The organism is Micromonospora sp. RB23, from assembly GCF_053585025.1.
Genome location: NZ_CM132111.1, coordinates 1,843,851 through 1,862,158, shown reverse-complemented (window position 1 = coordinate 1,862,158; position 18,308 = coordinate 1,843,851). Strand labels below are relative to the sequence as shown.

The following is an 18,308-nucleotide window of genomic DNA, read 5'->3' as shown; positions in this document are numbered from 1 at the left end:
GACAGCCGCGGCCCAGCCGTAGCGCCGCTCAGTCGATCGGGCGGTTGTCGCGCTCCATCTCGCCCTCGGCGTCGGCCAGGGCGTCGGCGTCGATCTGCTCGGCGAACTCGGCCGCCTCGGCGCTCTGCGCGGCGAGCGCGTCCTTCACCGCCCGGATCGCCACACCGGGCGGGTAGCCCTTGCGGGCCAGCATGCCCACCAGGCGACGGAAGACCGCGTCCGGCTCACCCCGGGCGGTACGCAGCTTGCGATCCACGAGGGCGCGGGCGGTCTCCGCCTCGGTCTCCTCGTCCAGCTCGCCCAACGCCTCGGTGGCCACCTCGCCGTCCACGCCCTTGCGGCGCAGCTCGTTGGCGAGGGCACGGCGCGCGAGGCCACGCCCGGAGTGTCGACTCGACACCCAGGCTCGGGCGAACGCGGCGTCGTCGATGATGCCGACCTCGTCGTACCGGTCGAGCACCTCGGCCGACACCTCCTCGGAGATGCCCCGCTTGGCCAGCGCCCCCGCCAGCTCGGCGCGGGTACGCGGCCGGACGGCGAGTTGGCGCAGGCAGATTTCGCGGGCCACCTCGGACTCGTCGCGTGGCGTGGACGCCTGCTCGTCGGCCGGCGACTCAGCCCTACGGCCACCCCGGCGGGGACGTGGCGGATCGGCGGCATCGCCCGTACGAGGCGGACTGGCATCCCAGCCTCGCCCCGTACGAGCGCGTCGTCCTGCCATGGGTCAGCGACCGGTCAGAAGTCGACCGGCGGCAGCTCCGGGCCACCGGCGGCGTCGCCCGCGCCGACCCCGACGCCGAGCTTCTCCAGGATCTTCTTCTCGATCTCGGCGGCCACGTCCGGGTTCTCCTTCAGGAACTCCCGAGCCTTCTCCTTGCCCTGGCCGAGCTGGTCGCCGTCGTACGTGTACCACGCGCCGGACTTGCGGATGATCGCCTGCTCCACGCCGACGTCGATCAGCGAGCCCTCGCGCGAGATGCCCTTGCCGTACATGATGTCGAACTCGGCCTGCTTGAACGGCGCGGCGACCTTGTTCTTGACGACCTTGACCCGGGTGCGGTTACCGACCACGTCGGTGCCGTCCTTGAGGCTCTCGATGCGGCGCACGTCGAGCCGGACCGAGGCGTAGAACTTCAGCGCCCGACCACCGGTCGTGGTCTCCGGGCTGCCGAACATCACGCCGATCTTTTCCCGGAGCTGGTTGATGAAGATCGCCGTGGTGCCGGTGTTGCTGAGCACACCGGTGATCTTGCGCAGCGCCTGGCTCATCAGCCGGGCCTGGAGACCCACGTGGCTGTCGCCCATCTCGCCCTCGATCTCGGCGCGCGGCACCAGGGCCGCCACCGAGTCGATCACGATGATGTCGATCGCGCCCGAGCGGATCAGCATGTCGGCGATCTCCAGCGCCTGCTCGCCCGTGTCCGGCTGCGAGACCAGCATCGCGTCGGTGTCGACGCCGAGGGCCTTCGCGTACTCCGGGTCGAGCGCGTGCTCGGCGTCGATGAAGGCCGCGATGCCGCCGGCCCGCTGGGCGCTGGCCACCGAGTGCAGGGCCACCGTGGTCTTACCGCTGGACTCAGGGCCGTAGATCTCGACCACCCGGCCGCGCGGCAGGCCGCCCACGCCGAGCGCCACATCGAGCGCGATGGAGCCGGTCGGGATCACGGCGGTCTGGACGACCGGCCGCTCTCCCAGCCGCATCACCGAACCCTTGCCGAACTGCTTGTCAATCTGAGCGAGAGCAAGGTCGAGTGCCTTCTCCCGGTCAGGCCCTGCTGCCATGGTTGCCACCCCTGCCTTCGCCGGCGTCTTTGCTGAGCTTCGCGTCACGCGGACACGCTAGGCGCTAGGTCCGACAGAAAACCAGCCGACGGGCCGCGAGCTGTGGACGAGCACCCCGCTGTGGACAATAGCCGAACAGGTGTACGACTCGACAAGCGACACGCGGAACCGGCGAAAAGGCTGCTCAGCGTAGTCGCGCGGGTACGCGGTCGGGGTACGCGGCGCACACCGCCCGCCACACCACGTTCGTCCGCTCACCCGCTGCCAACGCCTGCTCGATGGTCCGGCCGCCAAGCTGGGACAGCACCTGATCCCGGGCGATGCTCGCCGCGTAGCCCGGCCCGAACGCCTCCTCCAACCGCGCCCAGAAGTCGGTCAGCCGCACGTGATCAATCCTCCTCGTCCGGTGCCCCGGTCGGCACCGGGCGCAACGCTAGCGCCACCAGGGGCACGGTCGCGACCGCCGCGAGCAGGGTGAGCACGGGATATCCGGCCGCCTGCATGACAAACCCGCTGAGCACCGCGGCACTCGCGCCCGCCAACCCCATGATCAGGTCCGAGAATCCCTGGACGCTCGGCCGCACACCAGCCGACACCGATTCGGAGAGCAGCGTCGAGCCGGCCACCATCGTCCCCGACCAGCCCAGTCCGAGCAGGACGAGACCGACCGAGAGCCGAGGCGTGTGGTGCCCGGCGGTGCCGGCGACCGCGCAGGCGGCCAGCAGGAACCCGACCCCGCCGAGGATCACCGCCCGGCGGCCGAGCCGGTCGGTGAGCCAGCCGACCACCGGGGAGAACGCGTACATGCCGGCGATGTGCAGACTCAGCACGATCCCGACCAGTCGCAGCACGTCGGCGTCGGCGTGCGACTCACCGAGCCGGACCGGGGTCATCGCCATCACCGCAACCATGACCAGGTGACCCACCGCCACGGCGGCGATGCCGAGCCGGGCGGCGGGCTGTGCGCGTACCACCGACCAGGCCGCCCGCATCCCGGCGCCGCGCGGCGCGCGCACGCCGACCGGCGCGGCGGCCGGCCCGACGCCACCGCCCGCCGGCGACGCGGCGTCGGCCGTCGCGAGTCGCCGTGCGGTGAGCAGCGGGTCGGGCCGCAGAAGAGCGAGGAGTACGACGGCAGCCAGCACGAACGCCGTCGCGCTGAACGCGAACGGGCCGGCCAACGCGGGCAGCCCCCAGCCGGTGGTCACCTCATCGGCCAAGGCGGCGAAGTTCGGCGCGGCCACCGCGCCGATGGTGGTGGCCCAGACGATCAGCGAGAGCTGGCGACCTCGACGGGCCGGCTCGGCGAGGTCCACGGCCGTGTACCGGGCCTGGAGGTTGGCGGCGGTGCCACCACCGAAGAGCAGCATGCCGACAAAGAGCAGCGGGACCGAGCGGGTGGCCGCCGCCAGCACCACCAGGACCCCGCCGACGGCACCCACGCCGTACGCCAGCACCAGGCCGGGCCGACGGCCGTGCCGGGCCATGATCCGGGTGACCGGGACGGCGAGCAGCGCCGCACCGACCACCCCGGCGCTCTGCGCGACCCCGGCCACCGCGGTCCCGGCGATCCGGGCGGCGAGCAGCGCGCCCACCGAGATACCGATGGTCACGCCGATGCCGCCGATGATCTGGGTGCTGAAGAGCAGGCGCATGGTGCGCCGCTGGATCGGTGCGACGTCGGGCCGGGCGGCGGTACGCGGCGCGGTCAGATCGGTGGCCATCGGCGCTCCTCACGGACGGGAACGCCCCCATCCTCGCGCACCTAACCCGACCCCGACGCCCCGCGCCCGCCGCCCCACCCGGTCAGCCGGTCATCACCCGCTGGTGCAGGGACGACACCGCCGCGCGGGCGGCCACGAACGCGCCGTGCTGCCAGGCCACCTCGTGGCTCAGCCAGTCCCCGGCGAAGTAGACCCGCCCGGCCGGCTGGAGGAGCAGGTTGTATCCGGCGGTGCCGTACCGGGGCGAGGTCCAGGCGCCCTCGATGTAGCGGGTCCGGTCCCAGGCGTGCGAGTACGAGGTGACCAGCTCGCTGCGGTACTTGTCGCCGTGGATCTTCACGCCCTGGCTGACCGCCCGCTCCTGGCGGAGTTCGGGGGTGAGCCCGCTGTACGCCCGGGCGTTCGCCCCGGTGTTGTAGTAGCCGACGACCAGGCCCCGCCGGCCGTGGAAGCCGTAGGACGGGTACCAGATGTGCGACAGGTCCAGGTCGGTCTCGGTGATGCCGCCGTAGATCCGCTGGTCCGTCTCCCACCAGCGGCTGCGGTACTCCAGACCGATCTTGCCGGCGGCGGTGACGGGGAAGTCGGCCAGGGCGGCGGTCACGTCGGCGCCGAGGTTGTGCGGCACCCGGGCCATCAGGTGCGGCGGCAGCGCGGCCACGCAGTAGTCGGCGGTGATCTGCGACAGCCGGCCGCCCTGGCGATAGGTCACCTCGACCCGGCTGCCCCGGTCCGTCACCCCGGTCACCTCGGCGTTGAGGCGGATCCGGTGTCCACCGACGGCCTTGGCGAGGGCGCGCGGGATCTGGTCCATCCCGCCGACCGGTTGGAACATCAGCATCGCCTGGTCGTAGCCGAACTCGAAGGAGAAGTACCGGCCCACGTTGCTGGCGAAGACGTCCGAGAGCGCCGGCGGCGCGCCGAGCATGCTGCCGACGTCGTTGCCCGCGCCGGGGTACGTGGAGAAGCCGCGCCGGCTGGTCCCGGTGTACGCCCAGTCGCTGGCACGCCCGCCGATCGCGCCGAAGCTCTGCAGGAACGACAGCAGCCGGTCCCGATCCTCGGTGGTGAGGCGCGCGTCCAGCGCGCCCTGGTCGGTGGCCTTCGCGAGCATCTCCGCGACGTAGCCGTAGACGTCGGCCTTGGCGGTGCGGTAGCGGACCGGCTCGGTCATCCCGGCGGACTCGTTGTAGATCCAGGCGTCGGCGTTCTGGTTGGTGAAGACCTCGACGGGTACGCCCAACTCGCGGCAGTAGTCCATGGTGACCATCCACTGCGCGATCCGCCCCGGGCCGGCGTTGAAGTAGACGCCGTCGGAGAAACCGGCCCGCTGGGTGTGGCCGTCGAGGTCGGTCTCGACGTCGCCGCCGCGGATGGTCAGGTTCCGCCCGCCGACGCGGTGCCGCGCCTCCAGGACCGTGCAGTGGTAACCCGCCTTGCCCAGCTCGTACGCGGTGGTGAGCCCCGCGATGCCACCGCCCAGCACGACGACGCTGGCGCCCGGCCGCCCGGACAGCGTGAAGTCGGACGGTTCCGGCGCCCGGAAGGCCGGGGTCGTCGACGCGGCGGCGCTGGGCGCGAGACCCATGGCGCCCATCGTGGCGAGCATCGCGCCGGCCCCGCCGCTGACCCCGACCGCGCGCAGGAATCCACGCCGGCTCACCGTCGACTGCGTCTGATCGCTCATGAACGCCCTCCCTACAAGATCGACTCATGTGAGTCTGTGGAGGTCGTGTTACGCCGATCACGCAACGCCGTTTCCGGCAGGTATCACTCCCCGCCGCCGTCGATGGATTTTGGGACCACCGGTCGTCGTGTTCAGCCGGCGAGGGCGCGGGCGGCGACGGTGAGGTCGGCGACCAGCCCCTCGTACGCGCTGCGGCCTCGCAGCCGGCCCGGGAGCAGCTACACCCAGCCGTTCCTGGCCGCCTGCACGCCAGCCTGGAATCGGCTGGCCGCGCCCAGCCGCTCGGTCAGGGACGTCATCATGCGCTGAACACTTCGCAGGGAGATCGCGAGTTTGCGGGCCGCGGAATCGTCGGTGTGCCCGGTGCCGAGCAGCCGCAGCAGCTCGCGCTCCTGCCGGGTGAGACCCTGCGCATCGGCCGTCACCTGGTCATCGAACGGTGCCGAGGTGTGCCACACCTGCTCGAAGAGAGCGGTCAGCCCGGCGACGATCCCGTGGCTGTGCAGTTCCAGTGCGCCCTGCCGCGGGTTGGTCGGGTCGATGGGCACGAGTGCGATAGCCCGGTCAACGATGACCATGCGCATCGGCAGCGTCGGCGTGGTACGTGACTGGCCGCCTAGACCCGCCAGCCAGCGGGCGTGCGCGAGCGTGCCAGGGTCGTTGCGGAAGCTGTCCTGATAGACGTTGCGAATCTGGACCCCGCGGTGCAGCGCCTGCTGGTCGAGTGGCGCCTCCGCCTCCAGGGTGTCCGGGGTCTGCGCGCCGCCGGTGTTGAAGGACAGACACTCCGCGCGCGCGGAGTGGGCCAACTCGGCCAGCCGGTCCCGCACGCTGTCGATTCCTTCGAGCAACCGGCCTTCCAGTGCCTGGTGGTGGTCGTCGTGGGCGGCGGCGATGGCCGCGATGGCCGCTTTGGTCGCCTCGACATGTTTCTGCCGGACCGCGACCTCCGCCTCCACCTTGCTGAGTAGTGCTGTCAGCCCGGCCTGCGGTCGTACCGGTCGAGCGTGATCGCCCTCGGGGCCGAGCCGGATGAGTGCGAGGTCGGCCAGCACGTCCAGTGCCGCGCGCACCTCGTCAAGCGGGACGCCGAGGTGGGCGGAGAGGCCGGCGACGTTCAGATCCGGGCGCTCCAGCATGGTCCGGTAGACGATCTCGTGTTGCGCAGACAACCCAAGCAAATCGAACATAACGCCTCCCCCGTGCAGGACATCTGCCGCCATTGTGCCGGCCGTCGATCGTTCCCGTGGACCCGCTTGAGCACCTGGCGTAGTTCCGCCGGGCGGGGTCACGCCAGGCCGCATCCGATGACAGGCGGGGGTGGAGTCGCGATGCTTAATTCACGGCAGCGAGCTGGGCCGAAAAGCCCGGAGAACCGCCACGGCAGTCAATCAATCCGCAGAAAAGAGGTTGGTCGAAGTGATCCTGCATGTCATTTCTTCGTACCGTCTGGCGATGACCGCTCTCGTCATCGCCGGTCTCGCGATCATCCTGACCGCGGGGTCGGCGCCGATGACGGCGCTCGCCGATGGTTTCGGCTGGGGCAGCCCCGCGGCGGACAGCTCGGCAACCCAGTTCGTGGGCGACGGGTTCGGCTGGGGCGCACCACCGGTCAACCCCGCCGAGGTGCGGTGATGGTCGCCACGCACATCCGTATCGCTCCGCTGACCCCGACCGAGGCCATCGACCCTGCGGAACTACGGGATCTGCTCTACCTGCACATGCTTGCCGGAAGCGGCGTCGAACACCTTCGAGTACGGGCCGGCCCCCACGGCGCGGACATCCTGGCGTTCGTCGACACCGACGACCCGGAAAAGGCGGCCGAAGCACTGCGTCGCATCGTCGACACGACGATCGCCAGCACTCCTCTGCTTGCCCCGTGGCGAGTTCTCTGACTCACACCACCGGTCATTCTCAATCTCCCGTCAATCCTGCCACCGATCGCGGGTCGGTGGCCGAACAGACCTGCCCAAAAACATCCGAACCAGAGAGGAAGAATCATGCGGAAAAACGCGGTTCGCCGGCTGACCGCCATGGCGCTCGGTGTGGCATTGGCCGCCGGTGCCGGGCTCGGCGGAGGTGTCGCCACGGTATTGGCAAGCACGCCCGAGGCGGCCTTCGCCGCCTCGAGCGTGGGTGGGGCGATCACGCCGACCGAGGTGCTCAGTCGTGCGAAGTACTGGTACGACCATCGCAGCAGTATCAATTACAGCCAAAGTGGCTACTACCCCGACGAGAACGGCAAAGACTACCGCAGGGACTGCTCGGGGTTCGTCTCGATGGCCTGGCACCTCTCGACCTCGAAGACGACCTACAACATGTACACGGTGTCGACGCAGATCAGTAAGAGCGACCTCCAGCCGGGTGACGTCCTGAACTCCGCGAACGAGCACGTCATCCTCTTCAAGCGTTGGACCGACCAGTCGGCGGGCGCCTTCGAGTACTACGCCTTCGGCTCCACGCCGGTGAAGATGGCCACGGAGACACTGACGGGGGGTGGGGACGGTCTCATCGACTCCCACCCGGCGAGCAACTACGTCGCACGGCGGTACAACAACATCACCACGGCCAACCAGCCGCCCGTGAAGGACCCCGGAGTGGCCGACGTGACCGGCGACAGTTACCACGATCTGGTGGCCCGCAAGACCGACGGCACCCTCTGGCTGTACGCCAACAACATCGAGCGCGACAACGGCGTGCCGTACAGCAGCGCCTCGGCGCGGCAGATCGGCAGCGGCTGGGGCACCTCCGAGCGGATCGTCAACGCCGACGCCACCGGTGACGGCTTCACCGACCTGATCCTCGTGAGGCCGGACGGCACCATGTTCCTCTACCCGAACAACATCGTCCGCGACAACGGCGTGCCGTACAGCAGCGCCTCGGCGCGGCAGATCGGCAGCGGCTGGGGCAACGTCGACCGCATCGTCGGTGCGGACGTGACCGGTGACGGCTTCACCGACCTGGTCGCCCGCAGGACGGACGGCACCCTCTGGCTGTACCCGAACAACATCGTCCGCGACAACGGCGTGCCGTACAGCAGCGCCTCGGCGCGGCAGATCGGCAGCGGCTGGAACGGGTTCGACACGCTCGTCGGCGCCGACGTGACCGGTGACGGCTTCACCGACCTGGTCGCCCGCAAGCCCGACGGCACCCTCTGGCTGTACGCCAACAACATCGTCCGCGACAACGGCGTCCCCTACTCGGCCAGCAAGCAGATCGGCAGCGGCTGGAACGGGTTCGACACGCTCGTCGGCGCCGACGTGACCGGTGACGGCTTCACCGACCTGGTCGGCCGCACCACCGACGGCACCCTGCTGCTGTACGCCAACAACATCGTCCGCGACAACGGCGTCCCCTACTCGGCCAGCAAGCAAATCGGCACCAACTGGAACGGCTTCAACAGCATCGTCTGACATCGTCAGTTGACGCGCCCGGCCCCTGCTGGCCGGGCGCGTCTCCGTTGCTGCCGCTGCGCCGTCACCAGCCGTCGGCAGGGGGAACGCGCGGAGCGGCCCGGTTCAACCGGCGAGGGCGCGGGCGGCGACGGTGAGGTCGGCGACCAGCCCCTCGTACGCGGCGTCCTGGTCGTCGGCGCGCAGCACCGCGGACGGGTGGATGGTCGCCAGCAGCCGGGTCGGCGGAGCGTCGGCCAGCTCGCCGGAGCTGTCCACCGGGACCCGCTGGAAGTCCTCGGGATGCTGGGCGGACGCGGGCCAGGGCAGCAGTTCGCCGCGCTGCCTCGTCACCCGGAAGGACGGACCGAGCAGCGCCTTGGCGGCGGTGGCGCCGAGCACCACGACGACCGCCGGATCGAGCCGGGCGAACTCGGCGACCAGCCAGGGACGGCAGGCGGCGATGTGGATGCGGTCCGGCGTCTGGTGGATGCGCCGCTTGCCGCGCACCTCGAAACGGAAGTGCTTCACGTAGCAATACTGTGTATACAACAGGACTTTGCAACGAACTGAAAACACTTCAGATTGATCGACGGAGCAGCGGCGGCATGCCTACGGCCAACAAGGTCGTGGTCCCCCTACGCTGTAGGCGTGGACACCTCAGCCAACGGCTCAACGCTGGAAACTATCGAATCCGCCGCAAGTGGATCATCAGCACCCGAGCAACCTTCGCATCTCGCTGATGATCAATCCGACAAGCAGAGGCCCTACCTGCAAAAGGTCAGCGGACCTTCCAGCACCCGCCCGTCTCCTAAGATCACCACCGCCCGGCCCAGAAAAGCAGCCACAAAGAAGGCCACAACCGCCCGCAAGACGTCCACGAAAAGAACATCTGCGGAACCCAAGAAAACTCGTCGAACAGCACTCTTTCCCGCAGCAACTTTCGAAGATGCTTTAGATCTCGCCAAAGCCATCTATGAATACGGGGCAGGAAAGCCTGTCCGTAGACTTACGCTGTTCGACAGCCTCGGAAAGAGCCCAGACAGCGGTCCTACCCGTCAGCTTGTAACTAACAGCGCGAAGTACCACCTAACCACCGGGAGCTACAGCGCTGAGTACCTATCTCTGACCGAAGACGGCCTATTGGCGGTAGCAGATGACGTTACACCGTCAACCAGGGCCCGCGCCCGGTTTAAGTTGGCTATTGAGCAGATAGAAGTTTTCAATACACTCTTTCAGACCTACAACGGAAACCGACTTCCCGCTCAAGCAGTCTTGATGGACAAAGCCCGGGATTTGGGCGTACCAGATGACGACCTAGCGAAATGCATTGAGACATTTACCGTGAACATGAAGTTCACGGGGGTTCTGCGCTCAATAAGCGGTGCTGAGCGCGTACTTAACATAGATACAGTGCTTGACGATTTCCTGCCTCGCACCGCCAGTGCATCACCTCGACAGACGATACCCGCCCTGCCGAGCCCTCGTAACGAGCCGAAGTTCGGCGGCAACACTGAGGACTTTGGTAAGACGTGCTTCTACATCACGCCGATCGGCACGGAGGAGTCCGAGCATCGGAGGCATTCAGACCTCTTCATGGGCTCCTTGATTGAACCAGCCTTGTCCGAGTTCGGACTCCACCTAGTGCGCGCAGACCAAATCGGAAACGCTGGTATGATCACACGCCAGATCATCGAATACATTATTCACAGCAAGCTAGTAATCGCCGATCTATCGTTTCACAACCCGAACGTCTTCTACGAACTCGCTCTAAGGCACGCCGTGCGGAAGCCGATTGTTCAGATTAGTCGAGCCGCCGATCCTCTACCTTTCGATGTGGGACAAGTTCGAACCGTCGTTATAGATACGACGGACATCTACTCGCTCGTCCCTCAACTTGAATCGTTCAAAGCTCAAATCGCTACTCAAATTCGCAAAACACTCGACGAACAAGCAGCGGTGGAGAATCCGTTGAGCGTCTTTGCGCCATACTTCTGGCAACATCTCACCGCCTAACACTCGCCCCACTTCGGCGGGGGCCAATATTTGAGCGGTCAGGGCGGCAAGGTTGCACAGCGTGAGAGTGGTTAGGAAGAGGTCCTGCAAATCGACACCGGCGCATCGGAGGTGCTGTACCGGGTTTATACATGTTCAAACCAATGCGACAGCGTTGGTCAGGTAGATCTGACCCGCGTCGAGCCCCGCGTCGTCGACGGCCCTGCGCAGCAGCCGACCCGCCGGGCCGACGAACGGTAGGCCCTTCTGGTCCTCCATGTCGCCGGGCTGCTCGCCTACGAGCACGACGCGGGCGCTCTCGTCACCCCGCCCGAAGACGGTCTGCGTGGCGTCCCGGTACAGCTCGCAGCCGCGACAGCCGCCCGAGGCCGCGCGCAACTCGTCGATGCTGTCGGCATCGGGAGGGATGAACCGCTGAGCCCCGGGGGCGGCGTCGGTCTGCTCGGCCATGCCGACTGTTATATACCTGTTCGGTAGGCGCTGCCGGGTACGCCCCGGGTGAAACCCCCGACGCCCGGGTCAGTAGCCGCCGCCACCCCCGCCACCGCCGCCGCACGACGCGAGCGCGATCAGCACGATGATGATCACGATGACCGCGACCGCGATCGCGATCCAGAGCCCTCGATTGCCGCCTGAAGCCATGTCAGCCACCTCCGTCGGCGCGCATACCCGCCACGAGCAGGGCAAACCTCTCGGCCGGGTCGCCAAACGGCGGGTCAGGTGGCGAAACCGGACGGTGGACCGGGATGGGCGGCCCGCGCCAGGGCGGCGGCCAGGGGCGTCAGGTCCTCGACGGCGAGCGAACTGACGGTGACGCGCAGGGCGGGTGGCGCGGCGATCCGGTAGAGGGCGCCGGGCGCCACGACCCAGCCGGCATCGCGCAACGCAGTCACCGCGCTGGTTTCGTCCGGCACCGGCAACCAGACGTTGATGCCGCTGCGCCCGTGTGCCGTCAGCCCGTGCTCGGCGAGCGCGGCCAGCAGCCCCTCGCGCCGCAGCTCGTAGCTGCGCGCCGCCCGGCGCACGAGGTCGTCGACCGCCGGGTCCCGCCACAGGGCCAGCACCAGCCGTTGCAGCACGGTGGACACCCAGCCGGCGCCGACCCGCGTCCGGCCGGTCACCCGGGCCACGGTGGTCTCGTCACCGGCCAGCACCGCCAGCCGCAGGTCCGGGCCGAAGGGCTTGCTCACCGACCGCACGAAGGCCCAGGTCGCGGTCGCGCCGGCAAGCGGATGCAGGGGTACGCGGGCCAGCTCGGCGGCGTGGTCGTCCTCGATGAGCAGCAGGTCCCGCCGTCCGGCGAGCAGCGCGCGCAACTCCTCGGCGCGGGCGGCGGAGACGGCGGCGCCGGTCGGGTTCTGGGCACGACTGGTGACCACCAGCGCCCGCGCGCCGGCGGTCAGCGCGGCCGCCACCCCGGCCGGAAGCGGTCCCTCGTCGTCCAGCGGTACGCCGAGCGGGCGCAGCCCGAGGGCGGCGACCAGGTCGAGCAGGTTGGCCCAACCGGGGTCCTCCACCGCCACCGCGTCGCCGGGGCGCAGGTGCGCGCCGAGAAGGCGTTCGATGCCGTCCAACGCGCCGCCGGTGAGAGTGAGGTCGTCCGCGGGTACGCCGTCGGCGCTCAGCCGGGCGCGGGCGGCCTCGGCCATCTCCGGAAGCACCCCGGCCTGCGAGTAGCCGATCGGCGGGCCGACGTGGGCGGCGAGCGCCGCCAGGTGCGGGCCGATCGGGGGCAGCAGCAGGGGGTCGGGCTCACCCCGGGAGAGGTCACGGGCGCCGGGCAGGGGCGCGGGACGCAGCGCGGAGCGACGGGCGGCCACCGGTGGGCGCGGGCGGACGCGGGTGCCGTGCCGGCCGGCGGTGGTGAGTACGCCACGCTGGCGCAGCTCCTGATAGGCACGGGCGACGGTCGCCGGGCTGACGGCGAGGGCGGCGGCGAGGGCGCGCACCGACGGCAGGCTGGCCCCGGGTGGCAGGGCGCCGGTACGGATGCCCGACTCGATGCTGGCCGAAATCGCGACGGCTGTCGTCCCGGTGAACTGATAGCGTGCTGACACAAAGACAAGATTGTACTAGAACAAAGGGGCGCGCATGTATCCACCCACCGCCCGGACCATCCCCCACCGTTCCCGCGACCGGATGAGCTACGACCGCGAGGCGGCGCACGCCGTCCTCGACGAGGCGTACCACTGCGCGCTCGGCTTCACCGTGGACGGTCAGCCCCGCGTGCTGCCCACCCTGCACGTCCGGATCGGCGACACCCTCTACCTGCACGGCTCCACCGGCAGCCGACCCCTGCTCGCAGCCCGGGGCGACGGGCTGGCCGTCTGCGTCGCGGTGACACTGCTCGACGGGCTGGTCTACGCCCGCTCCCAGTTCCACCACAGCGCGAACTACCGCTCGGTGGTCGCGCACGGCACCGCGCGACTGGTCACCGACACGCAGGAGAAGAGCGCCATGCTCACCGCGCTCGTCGAGAAGGTGGGGGCGGGCCGCAGCACCGACAGCCGCCCGCCCAGCCGACGCGAATTGGCCGAGACCGCCGTGCTGGCGCTGCCGCTGCGCGAGGTGTCCGTCCGCTCGCGCACCGGCGGCGTACGCGAGGACGAGGCCGACCTGCACCTGCCGCACTGGGCCGGCGTCCTGCCGCTGCGGCTGACCGCCGGGCTGCCGCAGTCCGCCGACGGGGTCACCGCGCCGCTGCCGGCGTACCTGCGGGCGGCCCGTACGCCCTGGCACGACCCGGTGCCCCTGACCGGTGAGCACGTCCGGCTGGAACCGCTGGACCCGGCGCACGCCGACGACCTGCACGCCGCCACCGCCGACGACGACGTCTGGCGGCACCTGACCGTCCCGCGGCCCACCGAGCCCGCCGGAACCGCAGCGGTGATCGCCACCGCGCTGGCCGCCCAGCAGCGCGGCGAGCGGGCGCCCTGGGTGCAGCGCTGCGCGACGACCGGGACGGTGGTCGGCAGCACGTCGTACTACGAGATCGACCCGGAACGACGGTCGGTGGCGATCGGGCACACCTTCCTCGGCCGCCCCTGGTGGCGTACCGGAATCAACACCGAGGCCAAGCTGCTGCTGCTCGGCCGGGCCTTCGACGAGCTGGGCGCGGTACGGGTGGCCTGGCACACCGACATCCGCAACGTCCGCTCCCAGGCGGCCATCGAACGGCTCGGCGCGACCCGGGAGGGGGTGCTGCGGATGCACCGCCAGCGCCCCGACGGCTCGTGGCGGGACACCGTGCAGTACGCGATGACCGTCGACGAGTGGCCGAACGCACAGGCCACGCTGCGGAAAAGGCTTCGCAGTACGACACCGGCGGCGTGATGATGGCGGGCGTGCTGGGGATCACCGACATCTGGACGTACGTGCTGGGCACCGTGGCCATCATCCTGCTGCCCGGGCCGAACTCGCTCTTCGTGCTCTCCACCGCCGCCAAACGCGGTGTGGGGGCCGGCTACCGGGCGGCGGGCGGGGTGTTCGTCGGCGACGGGGTGCTGATGGTCCTCTCCGCCGCCGGGGTGGCGTCGCTGCTCAAGGCGTACCCACCGTTGTTCCTGGTGATCAAGTACGCCGGCGCCGCGTACCTCGGCTATGTCGGGGTGACCATGTTGCGCGGCGCCTGGCGGCGCTGGCGCGACCGCAACGACCTTGCCACGCCGCGGCTCATCGACGCCGCGGAGCCGGAGCAGATGCGCAGCCCGTTCCGCAAGGCGCTGGTGATCAGCCTGCTGAACCCGAAGGCGATCCTGTTCTTCATCTCGTTCTTCATCCAGTTCGTCGACCCCGACTACGCCTGGCCGGCGCTGTCGTTCCTGCTGCTCGGCCTGATCGCCCAGGTCACCAGCGCGCTCTACCTGACCGCGCTGATCTTCGCGGGCACGTTCCTGGCGGCCCAGTTCCGCCGCCGCCGTCGCCTAGCGGTGGGTGGCACGACGGCGGTAGCAACCCTCTTCCTGGCCTTCAGCCTCAAACTGGCCACCGCCAGCGCGGGCTAACCCACCCCACCCCCTGCTCCCTGCTCCCCGCTCCCCGCTCCCCGCTCCCCGCTCCCCGCTCCCCGCTCCCCGCTCCCCGCTCCCCGCGATCTTGCACTTTGTGTTGTCCATTCGCACCTTTTGCACCGCCTTGTGACAACAGAATGTGCAAGATCGGCGCGCGCGGGGCGCGGGGGCGCGCGGAGGGGCGGGTGCGGGCCGGGGGGGGGGTCAGGTGCCGTCGCCGCCGCCGGAGCCGCCTCCGACCCCGGCGCCGCCTGCTGTGCCGCCCAGGCCGTAGCCGGGTTTGATCGGCGCGTCGGGATGGCGGCTGACGTGGGCGGAATGGCCGATCTGCGCGGACCAGTCGGCGTGGGCGGCAGCCGCCGCGTGCCGGTTGATGGCGTGGCGCAGCCAGCCGTCCACGGTGGCGACCCAGTCCCGCTGCCCGGCGTCCGCGTGCCAGATGCGGAACCGGCTGATGCTCTGGTGGGTGATGCCGGCCAGGGCCAGCCGCCGGTCCATCCAGGTGATCACTTCAAGACCCGCCGAGTTCGTCACGAAGATCAGCTCCAGCTCGGTGATCGGGCCGGCGTAGAGCGGCCCGACCCAGTAGCCCCAGCGCTGGTGCAGTCCCAGGGTGTGTTCCACCCCGGGCAGGCCGCCCTCCACCAGTCCGGCCTGGCGGATCGAGAAGCCCAGCGTGTCCAACGCCGCCAGGACGTGCTGCTGGGTGGGGACCGGGTGCACGAAGACCGGCACCATGGCGCCCTGGTCGAGGTCCGGGTCGACGGACACCTCGGTGCGCAGGCCCATCCGCAGACTCAGCAGGGGCACCCCGCCGAAGGTCGTCACCGGGGTCTCCCACGGCAGCGGCAACGCGAAGTCGACCGCCCGACGACGCCCCGCCGGGACGACGAACCGCCCGGCGATCGGCAGCTGGAAGAACTGCATGAGGCGTCGGGGGGCCGCCGGGTCGTCCGGCTCGACCGTCGTGACCAGGCCGAGCCGGATGTGGCGTACGAGCACGTCGTCCGGGCCGGCGGCGAGGGTCACCCGCCCGGGCAGGCGCAGGCCCGGACGGGTGCTCGGGTTCGGAAGCGTGGTCTGCACGGACAGCCCGGTCCAGCCGGACTCCCGAGACACCCCCGTCAACCGCATCGCGCCCCCCGCCAGGTCACCTCAACTGTCGCGGACCCGGCGCGTGATCACCCGGAACTTCCGGGAAGTGGGTCCTACCGGAGTCGCCGACCGCGCGGCACCGTGTCGGTCTCGTCGTCGAACTCGCCGATGACCTCCTCCAGCAGGTCCTCCAGGGCGACGAAGCCGATCGGGCGGGCTGGGCCACCGCCGTTGCGGACCAACGCGAGCTGCGACTGCCGGGCGCGCATCGCGGCCACCGCCTCGGTGACCGTGGACGTCGCCGGCAGGGTGAACGCCGGCGTCATCAGCTCCCCGGCGGTGGCGGCCCGACCGGTGGTGACCGCCCGTACGGCCTCGCGGACGTGCACCAGGCCGCAGACGTCGCCGCCCGCGTCCAGCACCGCCAGCCGTGACCGGCCGCTGTCCCGGCTGACCTGCTCGATGCGCTCGGCCTGGTCGTCGCGCCGGACGGTGACCATGGTGGCGAACGGCTCCATCACCTGCGCCACCGACGTGCCCTGCAACTCCAGCATGCTGGTGAGCAGTTGGTGCTGCTCCGCGCCGAGCAGCCCGTGCTCGCGGGACTGTTCCAACAGGATCCGCAGCTCGTCCGGGCCGTGCACCTGGGCCAACTGGTCCTGCTGGTGCACGCCGACCAGGCGCAGGATCGCGTTGGCGAGCGCGTTCAACGCGGACAGCACCGGCCGGGACACCCGGGCGAACGCCCGGAACGGCAGCGCGAGCAGCGTCGCCGAGCGCTCGGCGTCGGTGATCGCCCACGACTTCGGGGCCATCTCCCCCACCACCAGGTGCAGGAAGGTCACCAACCCGAGCGCGAAGACCAGGGCGATGACGTGACTGGCGGCGTCGGGCAGCCCCACCACGTGCAGCAGCGGGCTGACCAGGTGCTCGATCGCCGGCTCGGCCAGCGCGCCGAGCCCCAGGGTGCACAGGGTGATGCCGAGCTGTGCACCGGCCAGCATCAGCGACAGCTCGCGGACGCCGTCCAGCGCGGCCCGCGCCGCCCGGCCACCGTTGGCCGCCGCCTGCTCCAGCCGGTACCGCTTGCTGGCCACCAGGGCGAACTCGGCGGCCACGAAGAACCCGTTCAGCCCCAGCAGGACGCCCGAGCTGATCAACGCGATGCCGGGGCTCATGCGGACACCTCGCGGCGCTCGCCACGGTCGCTGAGTTGCAGCCGTACCGAGTCGGCGACGTGCCGGTCCACGGCCAGCACCTCGACCAGCGCGCGGGGCTCCGCCTCGCCCTCGTCGACGTCGACGCCCTCGGGCAGCAGGCTGATCTCCAGCCGGTCACCGACCTCCGGCACCCGGCCCAGCTCCCGCATGACCAGCCCGGAGAGGGTGTCGTACTCGGGCGCCTCGGGCAGCGCGATGCCGGTGCTGTCGGCGACCTCGTCGATCCGCCAGCGGGCCGGCACCACCCAGGAGCCGTCGTCCTGGCGGGCGGGCGCCCGCTCCGGCGGGTCGTCCTCGTCCCGGATCGGACCGACCAACTCCTCGGCGATGTCCTCCAGCGTGATCACGCCGGCGAAGCCGCCGTACTCGTCGACCACGCAGGCCATCTGCCGGTGCCCGGAGCGCAGGCGGTCCAGCACCGTGGGCAGGGGCAGGGTCTCCGGTACGAGCAGCGGCGGCCCCGCCACCGCGCTGACCGGGGTGGTGGCCCGCTCGGCGGACGGTACGGCCAGGACGTCCGCGATGCCGACGATGCCGAGCAGGTCGTCGACGCCCTCGGCGCCGCGCACCGGGAAGCGGGAGTGGCCGGTGTCCAGCAGCTCGACCACCCGGCTCACCGGCTCGTGCCCCCGGACGGTGTGCACGTCGACCCGGGGCACCATGGCCTCGCCGGCGGTCAGCTCACGGAAGTCGAGCCCCCGGTCGAGCAGCGTGGACATCTCGGCGTCCAGGCTGCCCTCCTCGCGCGACTCGGCGATGATCTGTTCCAGGTCGGCGGGGGTCGCGCCGCTGGGCAGTTCCTCGATCGGCTCGATGCCGACCCGGCGCAGCAGGCGTACCGACGCCCGGTCGAAGAGCCGGATCACCGGGCCGGCGATGGCCAGGTAGACGAGCGTGGACCGGCTCAGCGCCCGGGCCAGCGGTACGGCCCGGGCGATGGCGAGGTTCTTGGGCGCCAACTCGCCGAGGACCATCTGTACGACGGTGGCGATGACCAGGGCCAGCGCCACCGACAGCGGCAGGCTGACGGACTCGCTGACGCCGGCGACGCCGAGCAGGTCGGCGAGACCGCCACCGAGGTACGGCTCGGCGACGTAACCGACCAGCAGGGCGGTGACGGTGATGCCGAGTTGCGCGCCGGAGAGCATGAAGGAGAGCCGGCTGGTGACGGCGAGGGCCCGGGCGGCGGCCTGGTCGCCGTCGTCGGCGAGCTGGCGCAGCTTGCCCCGGTCCACGGCGACGTAGCCGAACTCCTGCGCCACGAAGTAACCGGTGGCGGCGGTGAGCACGATGATGAGAAGAAGACCGACGACGATCAACACGGGACGCTCAGGGCTCCCGGGGTCGTCGGGACGGGGATATGCCGGGCACGACCCGGCTGG

General features: G+C 70.3%; 17 protein-coding genes and 2 pseudogenes. 6 read left to right on the top strand and 13 right to left on the bottom strand.

Annotation, left to right across the window (positions count from 1 at the left end; all coding sequences use genetic code 11):
* Positions 1-28: 28 nt before the first annotated feature.
* The 6 genes from ACTFTM_RS08620 to ACTFTM_RS08595 all read right to left on the bottom strand — a co-directional run bounded on the left by ACTFTM_RS08620 (position 29) and on the right by ACTFTM_RS08595 (position 6,383).
* Complete coding sequence (locus tag ACTFTM_RS08620; protein WP_449565291.1) at positions 29-721, bottom strand: regulatory protein RecX; 693 nt, start codon at positions 719-721, stop codon at positions 29-31.
* Positions 722-735: 14 nt separating this feature from the next.
* Positions 736-1,782 carry a recombinase RecA gene (gene recA, locus ACTFTM_RS08615; protein WP_354884861.1) on the bottom strand — a complete coding sequence of 349 codons (1,047 nt, stop codon included), beginning with the start codon at positions 1,780-1,782 and terminating at the stop codon, positions 736-738.
* A 184-nt stretch (positions 1,783-1,966) separates the two neighbouring features.
* On the bottom strand, positions 1,967-2,167 hold the full coding sequence (locus ACTFTM_RS08610; protein ID WP_449565290.1) for a DUF3046 domain-containing protein: 201 nt from the start codon (positions 2,165-2,167) through the stop codon (positions 1,967-1,969).
* Between the two features lie 4 nt (positions 2,168-2,171).
* On the bottom strand, positions 2,172-3,506 hold the full coding sequence (locus ACTFTM_RS08605; protein WP_449565289.1) for an MFS transporter: 1,335 nt from the start codon (positions 3,504-3,506) through the stop codon (positions 2,172-2,174).
* Positions 3,507-3,588: 82 nt separating this feature from the next.
* Entirely contained in the window at positions 3,589-5,193 is a 1,605-nt protein-coding gene (locus tag ACTFTM_RS08600; protein WP_449565288.1) for an FAD-dependent oxidoreductase, read from the bottom strand.
* A gap of 218 nt (positions 5,194-5,411) precedes the next feature.
* Entirely contained in the window at positions 5,412-6,383 is a 972-nt protein-coding gene (locus tag ACTFTM_RS08595) for a helix-turn-helix transcriptional regulator (protein ID WP_449566579.1), read from the bottom strand.
* A 265-nt stretch (positions 6,384-6,648) separates the two neighbouring features.
* On the opposite strand from ACTFTM_RS08595, the gene ACTFTM_RS08590 reads away from it, so the two are divergent.
* From ACTFTM_RS08590 to ACTFTM_RS08580, 3 genes are all read left to right on the top strand, one after another.
* Positions 6,649-6,828 carry a hypothetical protein gene (locus ACTFTM_RS08590; protein WP_449565287.1) on the top strand — a complete coding sequence of 60 codons (180 nt, stop codon included), beginning with the start codon at positions 6,649-6,651 and terminating at the stop codon, positions 6,826-6,828.
* The gene (locus ACTFTM_RS08585) at positions 6,828-7,088 is read left to right on the top strand and encodes a hypothetical protein (RefSeq protein WP_449565286.1); all 261 of its coding nucleotides are present in this window, start codon (positions 6,828-6,830) and stop codon (positions 7,086-7,088) included. The genes ACTFTM_RS08590 and ACTFTM_RS08585 overlap by 1 nt, the downstream gene beginning before the upstream one ends.
* 105 nt (positions 7,089-7,193) lie before the next feature.
* Positions 7,194-8,606 carry an FG-GAP-like repeat-containing protein gene (locus ACTFTM_RS08580; RefSeq protein WP_449565285.1) on the top strand — a complete coding sequence of 471 codons (1,413 nt, stop codon included), beginning with the start codon at positions 7,194-7,196 and terminating at the stop codon, positions 8,604-8,606.
* 105 nt (positions 8,607-8,711) lie between these two features.
* On the opposite strand, the pseudogene ACTFTM_RS08575 reads toward ACTFTM_RS08580, so the two are convergent.
* Positions 8,712-9,116, bottom strand: a pseudogene (locus tag ACTFTM_RS08575) (uracil-DNA glycosylase family protein); the annotation flags it as partial.
* A 120-nt stretch (positions 9,117-9,236) separates the two neighbouring features.
* On the opposite strand from ACTFTM_RS08575, the gene ACTFTM_RS08570 reads away from it, so the two are divergent.
* Positions 9,237-10,601, top strand: coding sequence for a hypothetical protein (locus ACTFTM_RS08570; RefSeq protein WP_449565284.1), 1,365 nt, complete (start codon positions 9,237-9,239; stop codon positions 10,599-10,601).
* 147 nt (positions 10,602-10,748) lie between these two features.
* Here the strand turns inward: ACTFTM_RS08570 and ACTFTM_RS08565 are convergent.
* From ACTFTM_RS08565 to ACTFTM_RS08555, 3 genes and pseudogenes are all read right to left on the bottom strand, one after another.
* Positions 10,749-11,051, bottom strand: a pseudogene (locus tag ACTFTM_RS08565) (uracil-DNA glycosylase family protein); the annotation flags it as partial.
* 69 nt (positions 11,052-11,120) lie between these two features.
* A complete protein-coding gene (locus ACTFTM_RS08560) occupies positions 11,121-11,243 on the bottom strand; it encodes a hypothetical protein (RefSeq protein WP_449565283.1) in 123 nt (40 codons plus the stop codon).
* Between the two features lie 74 nt (positions 11,244-11,317).
* On the bottom strand, positions 11,318-12,658 hold the full coding sequence (locus tag ACTFTM_RS08555; protein WP_449565282.1) for an aminotransferase class I/II-fold pyridoxal phosphate-dependent enzyme: 1,341 nt from the start codon (positions 12,656-12,658) through the stop codon (positions 11,318-11,320).
* Between the two features lie 34 nt (positions 12,659-12,692).
* Between ACTFTM_RS08555 and ACTFTM_RS08550 the strand changes: the two genes are divergently transcribed.
* Together ACTFTM_RS08550 and leuE are read left to right on the top strand one after the other, a co-directional pair.
* Positions 12,693-13,934: a bifunctional pyridoxamine 5'-phosphate oxidase family protein/GNAT family N-acetyltransferase gene (locus ACTFTM_RS08550; RefSeq protein WP_449565281.1), complete on the top strand. Its 1,242-nt coding sequence runs from the start codon at positions 12,693-12,695 to the stop codon at positions 13,932-13,934.
* Entirely contained in the window at positions 13,934-14,605 is a 672-nt protein-coding gene (leuE, locus tag ACTFTM_RS08545; protein ID WP_449566578.1) for a leucine efflux protein LeuE, read from the top strand. The genes ACTFTM_RS08550 and leuE overlap by 1 nt, the downstream gene beginning before the upstream one ends.
* Before the next feature lie 210 nt (positions 14,606-14,815).
* Here the strand turns inward: leuE and ACTFTM_RS08540 are convergent, their stop codons facing one another.
* The 3 genes from ACTFTM_RS08540 to ACTFTM_RS08530 all read right to left on the bottom strand — a co-directional run bounded on the left by ACTFTM_RS08540 (position 14,816) and on the right by ACTFTM_RS08530 (position 18,248).
* Positions 14,816-15,745, bottom strand: coding sequence for a sporulation protein (locus ACTFTM_RS08540; RefSeq protein WP_449565280.1), 930 nt, complete (start codon positions 15,743-15,745; stop codon positions 14,816-14,818).
* 74 nt (positions 15,746-15,819) lie between these two features.
* Positions 15,820-16,884, bottom strand: a complete 1,065-nt coding sequence (locus ACTFTM_RS08535; protein ID WP_449565279.1) for a hemolysin family protein — start codon at positions 16,882-16,884, stop codon at positions 15,820-15,822.
* Positions 16,881-18,248, bottom strand: coding sequence for a hemolysin family protein (locus ACTFTM_RS08530; protein ID WP_449565278.1), 1,368 nt, complete (start codon positions 18,246-18,248; stop codon positions 16,881-16,883). Before ACTFTM_RS08530 ends, ACTFTM_RS08535 begins: the two co-directional genes overlap by 4 nt.
* Between the last annotated feature and the right edge of the window lie 60 nt (positions 18,249-18,308).

Coding starts and splice junctions, on each gene's coding strand:
- ACTFTM_RS08620 (WP_449565291.1), bottom strand. CDS start 721: ATGGCAGGACGACGCGCTCGTACGGGGCGAGGCTGGGATGCCAGTCCG.
- recA (WP_354884861.1), bottom strand. CDS start 1,782: ATGGCAGCAGGGCCTGACCGGGAGAAGGCACTCGACCTTGCTCTCGCT.
- ACTFTM_RS08605 (WP_449565289.1), bottom strand. CDS start 3,506: ATGGCCACCGATCTGACCGCGCCGCGTACCGCCGCCCGGCCCGACGTC.
- ACTFTM_RS08600 (WP_449565288.1), bottom strand. CDS start 5,193: ATGAGCGATCAGACGCAGTCGACGGTGAGCCGGCGTGGATTCCTGCGC.
- ACTFTM_RS08595 (WP_449566579.1), bottom strand. CDS start 6,383: ATGTTCGATTTGCTTGGGTTGTCTGCGCAACACGAGATCGTCTACCGG.
- ACTFTM_RS08590 (WP_449565287.1), top strand. CDS start 6,649: ATGACCGCTCTCGTCATCGCCGGTCTCGCGATCATCCTGACCGCGGGG.
- ACTFTM_RS08585 (WP_449565286.1), top strand. CDS start 6,828: ATGGTCGCCACGCACATCCGTATCGCTCCGCTGACCCCGACCGAGGCC.
- ACTFTM_RS08580 (WP_449565285.1), top strand. CDS start 7,194: ATGCGGAAAAACGCGGTTCGCCGGCTGACCGCCATGGCGCTCGGTGTG.
- ACTFTM_RS08560 (WP_449565283.1), bottom strand. CDS start 11,243: ATGGCTTCAGGCGGCAATCGAGGGCTCTGGATCGCGATCGCGGTCGCG.
- ACTFTM_RS08550 (WP_449565281.1), top strand. CDS start 12,693: ATGTATCCACCCACCGCCCGGACCATCCCCCACCGTTCCCGCGACCGG.
- leuE (WP_449566578.1), top strand. CDS start 13,934: ATGATGGCGGGCGTGCTGGGGATCACCGACATCTGGACGTACGTGCTG.
- ACTFTM_RS08540 (WP_449565280.1), bottom strand. CDS start 15,745: ATGCGGTTGACGGGGGTGTCTCGGGAGTCCGGCTGGACCGGGCTGTCC.
- ACTFTM_RS08535 (WP_449565279.1), bottom strand. CDS start 16,884: ATGAGCCCCGGCATCGCGTTGATCAGCTCGGGCGTCCTGCTGGGGCTG.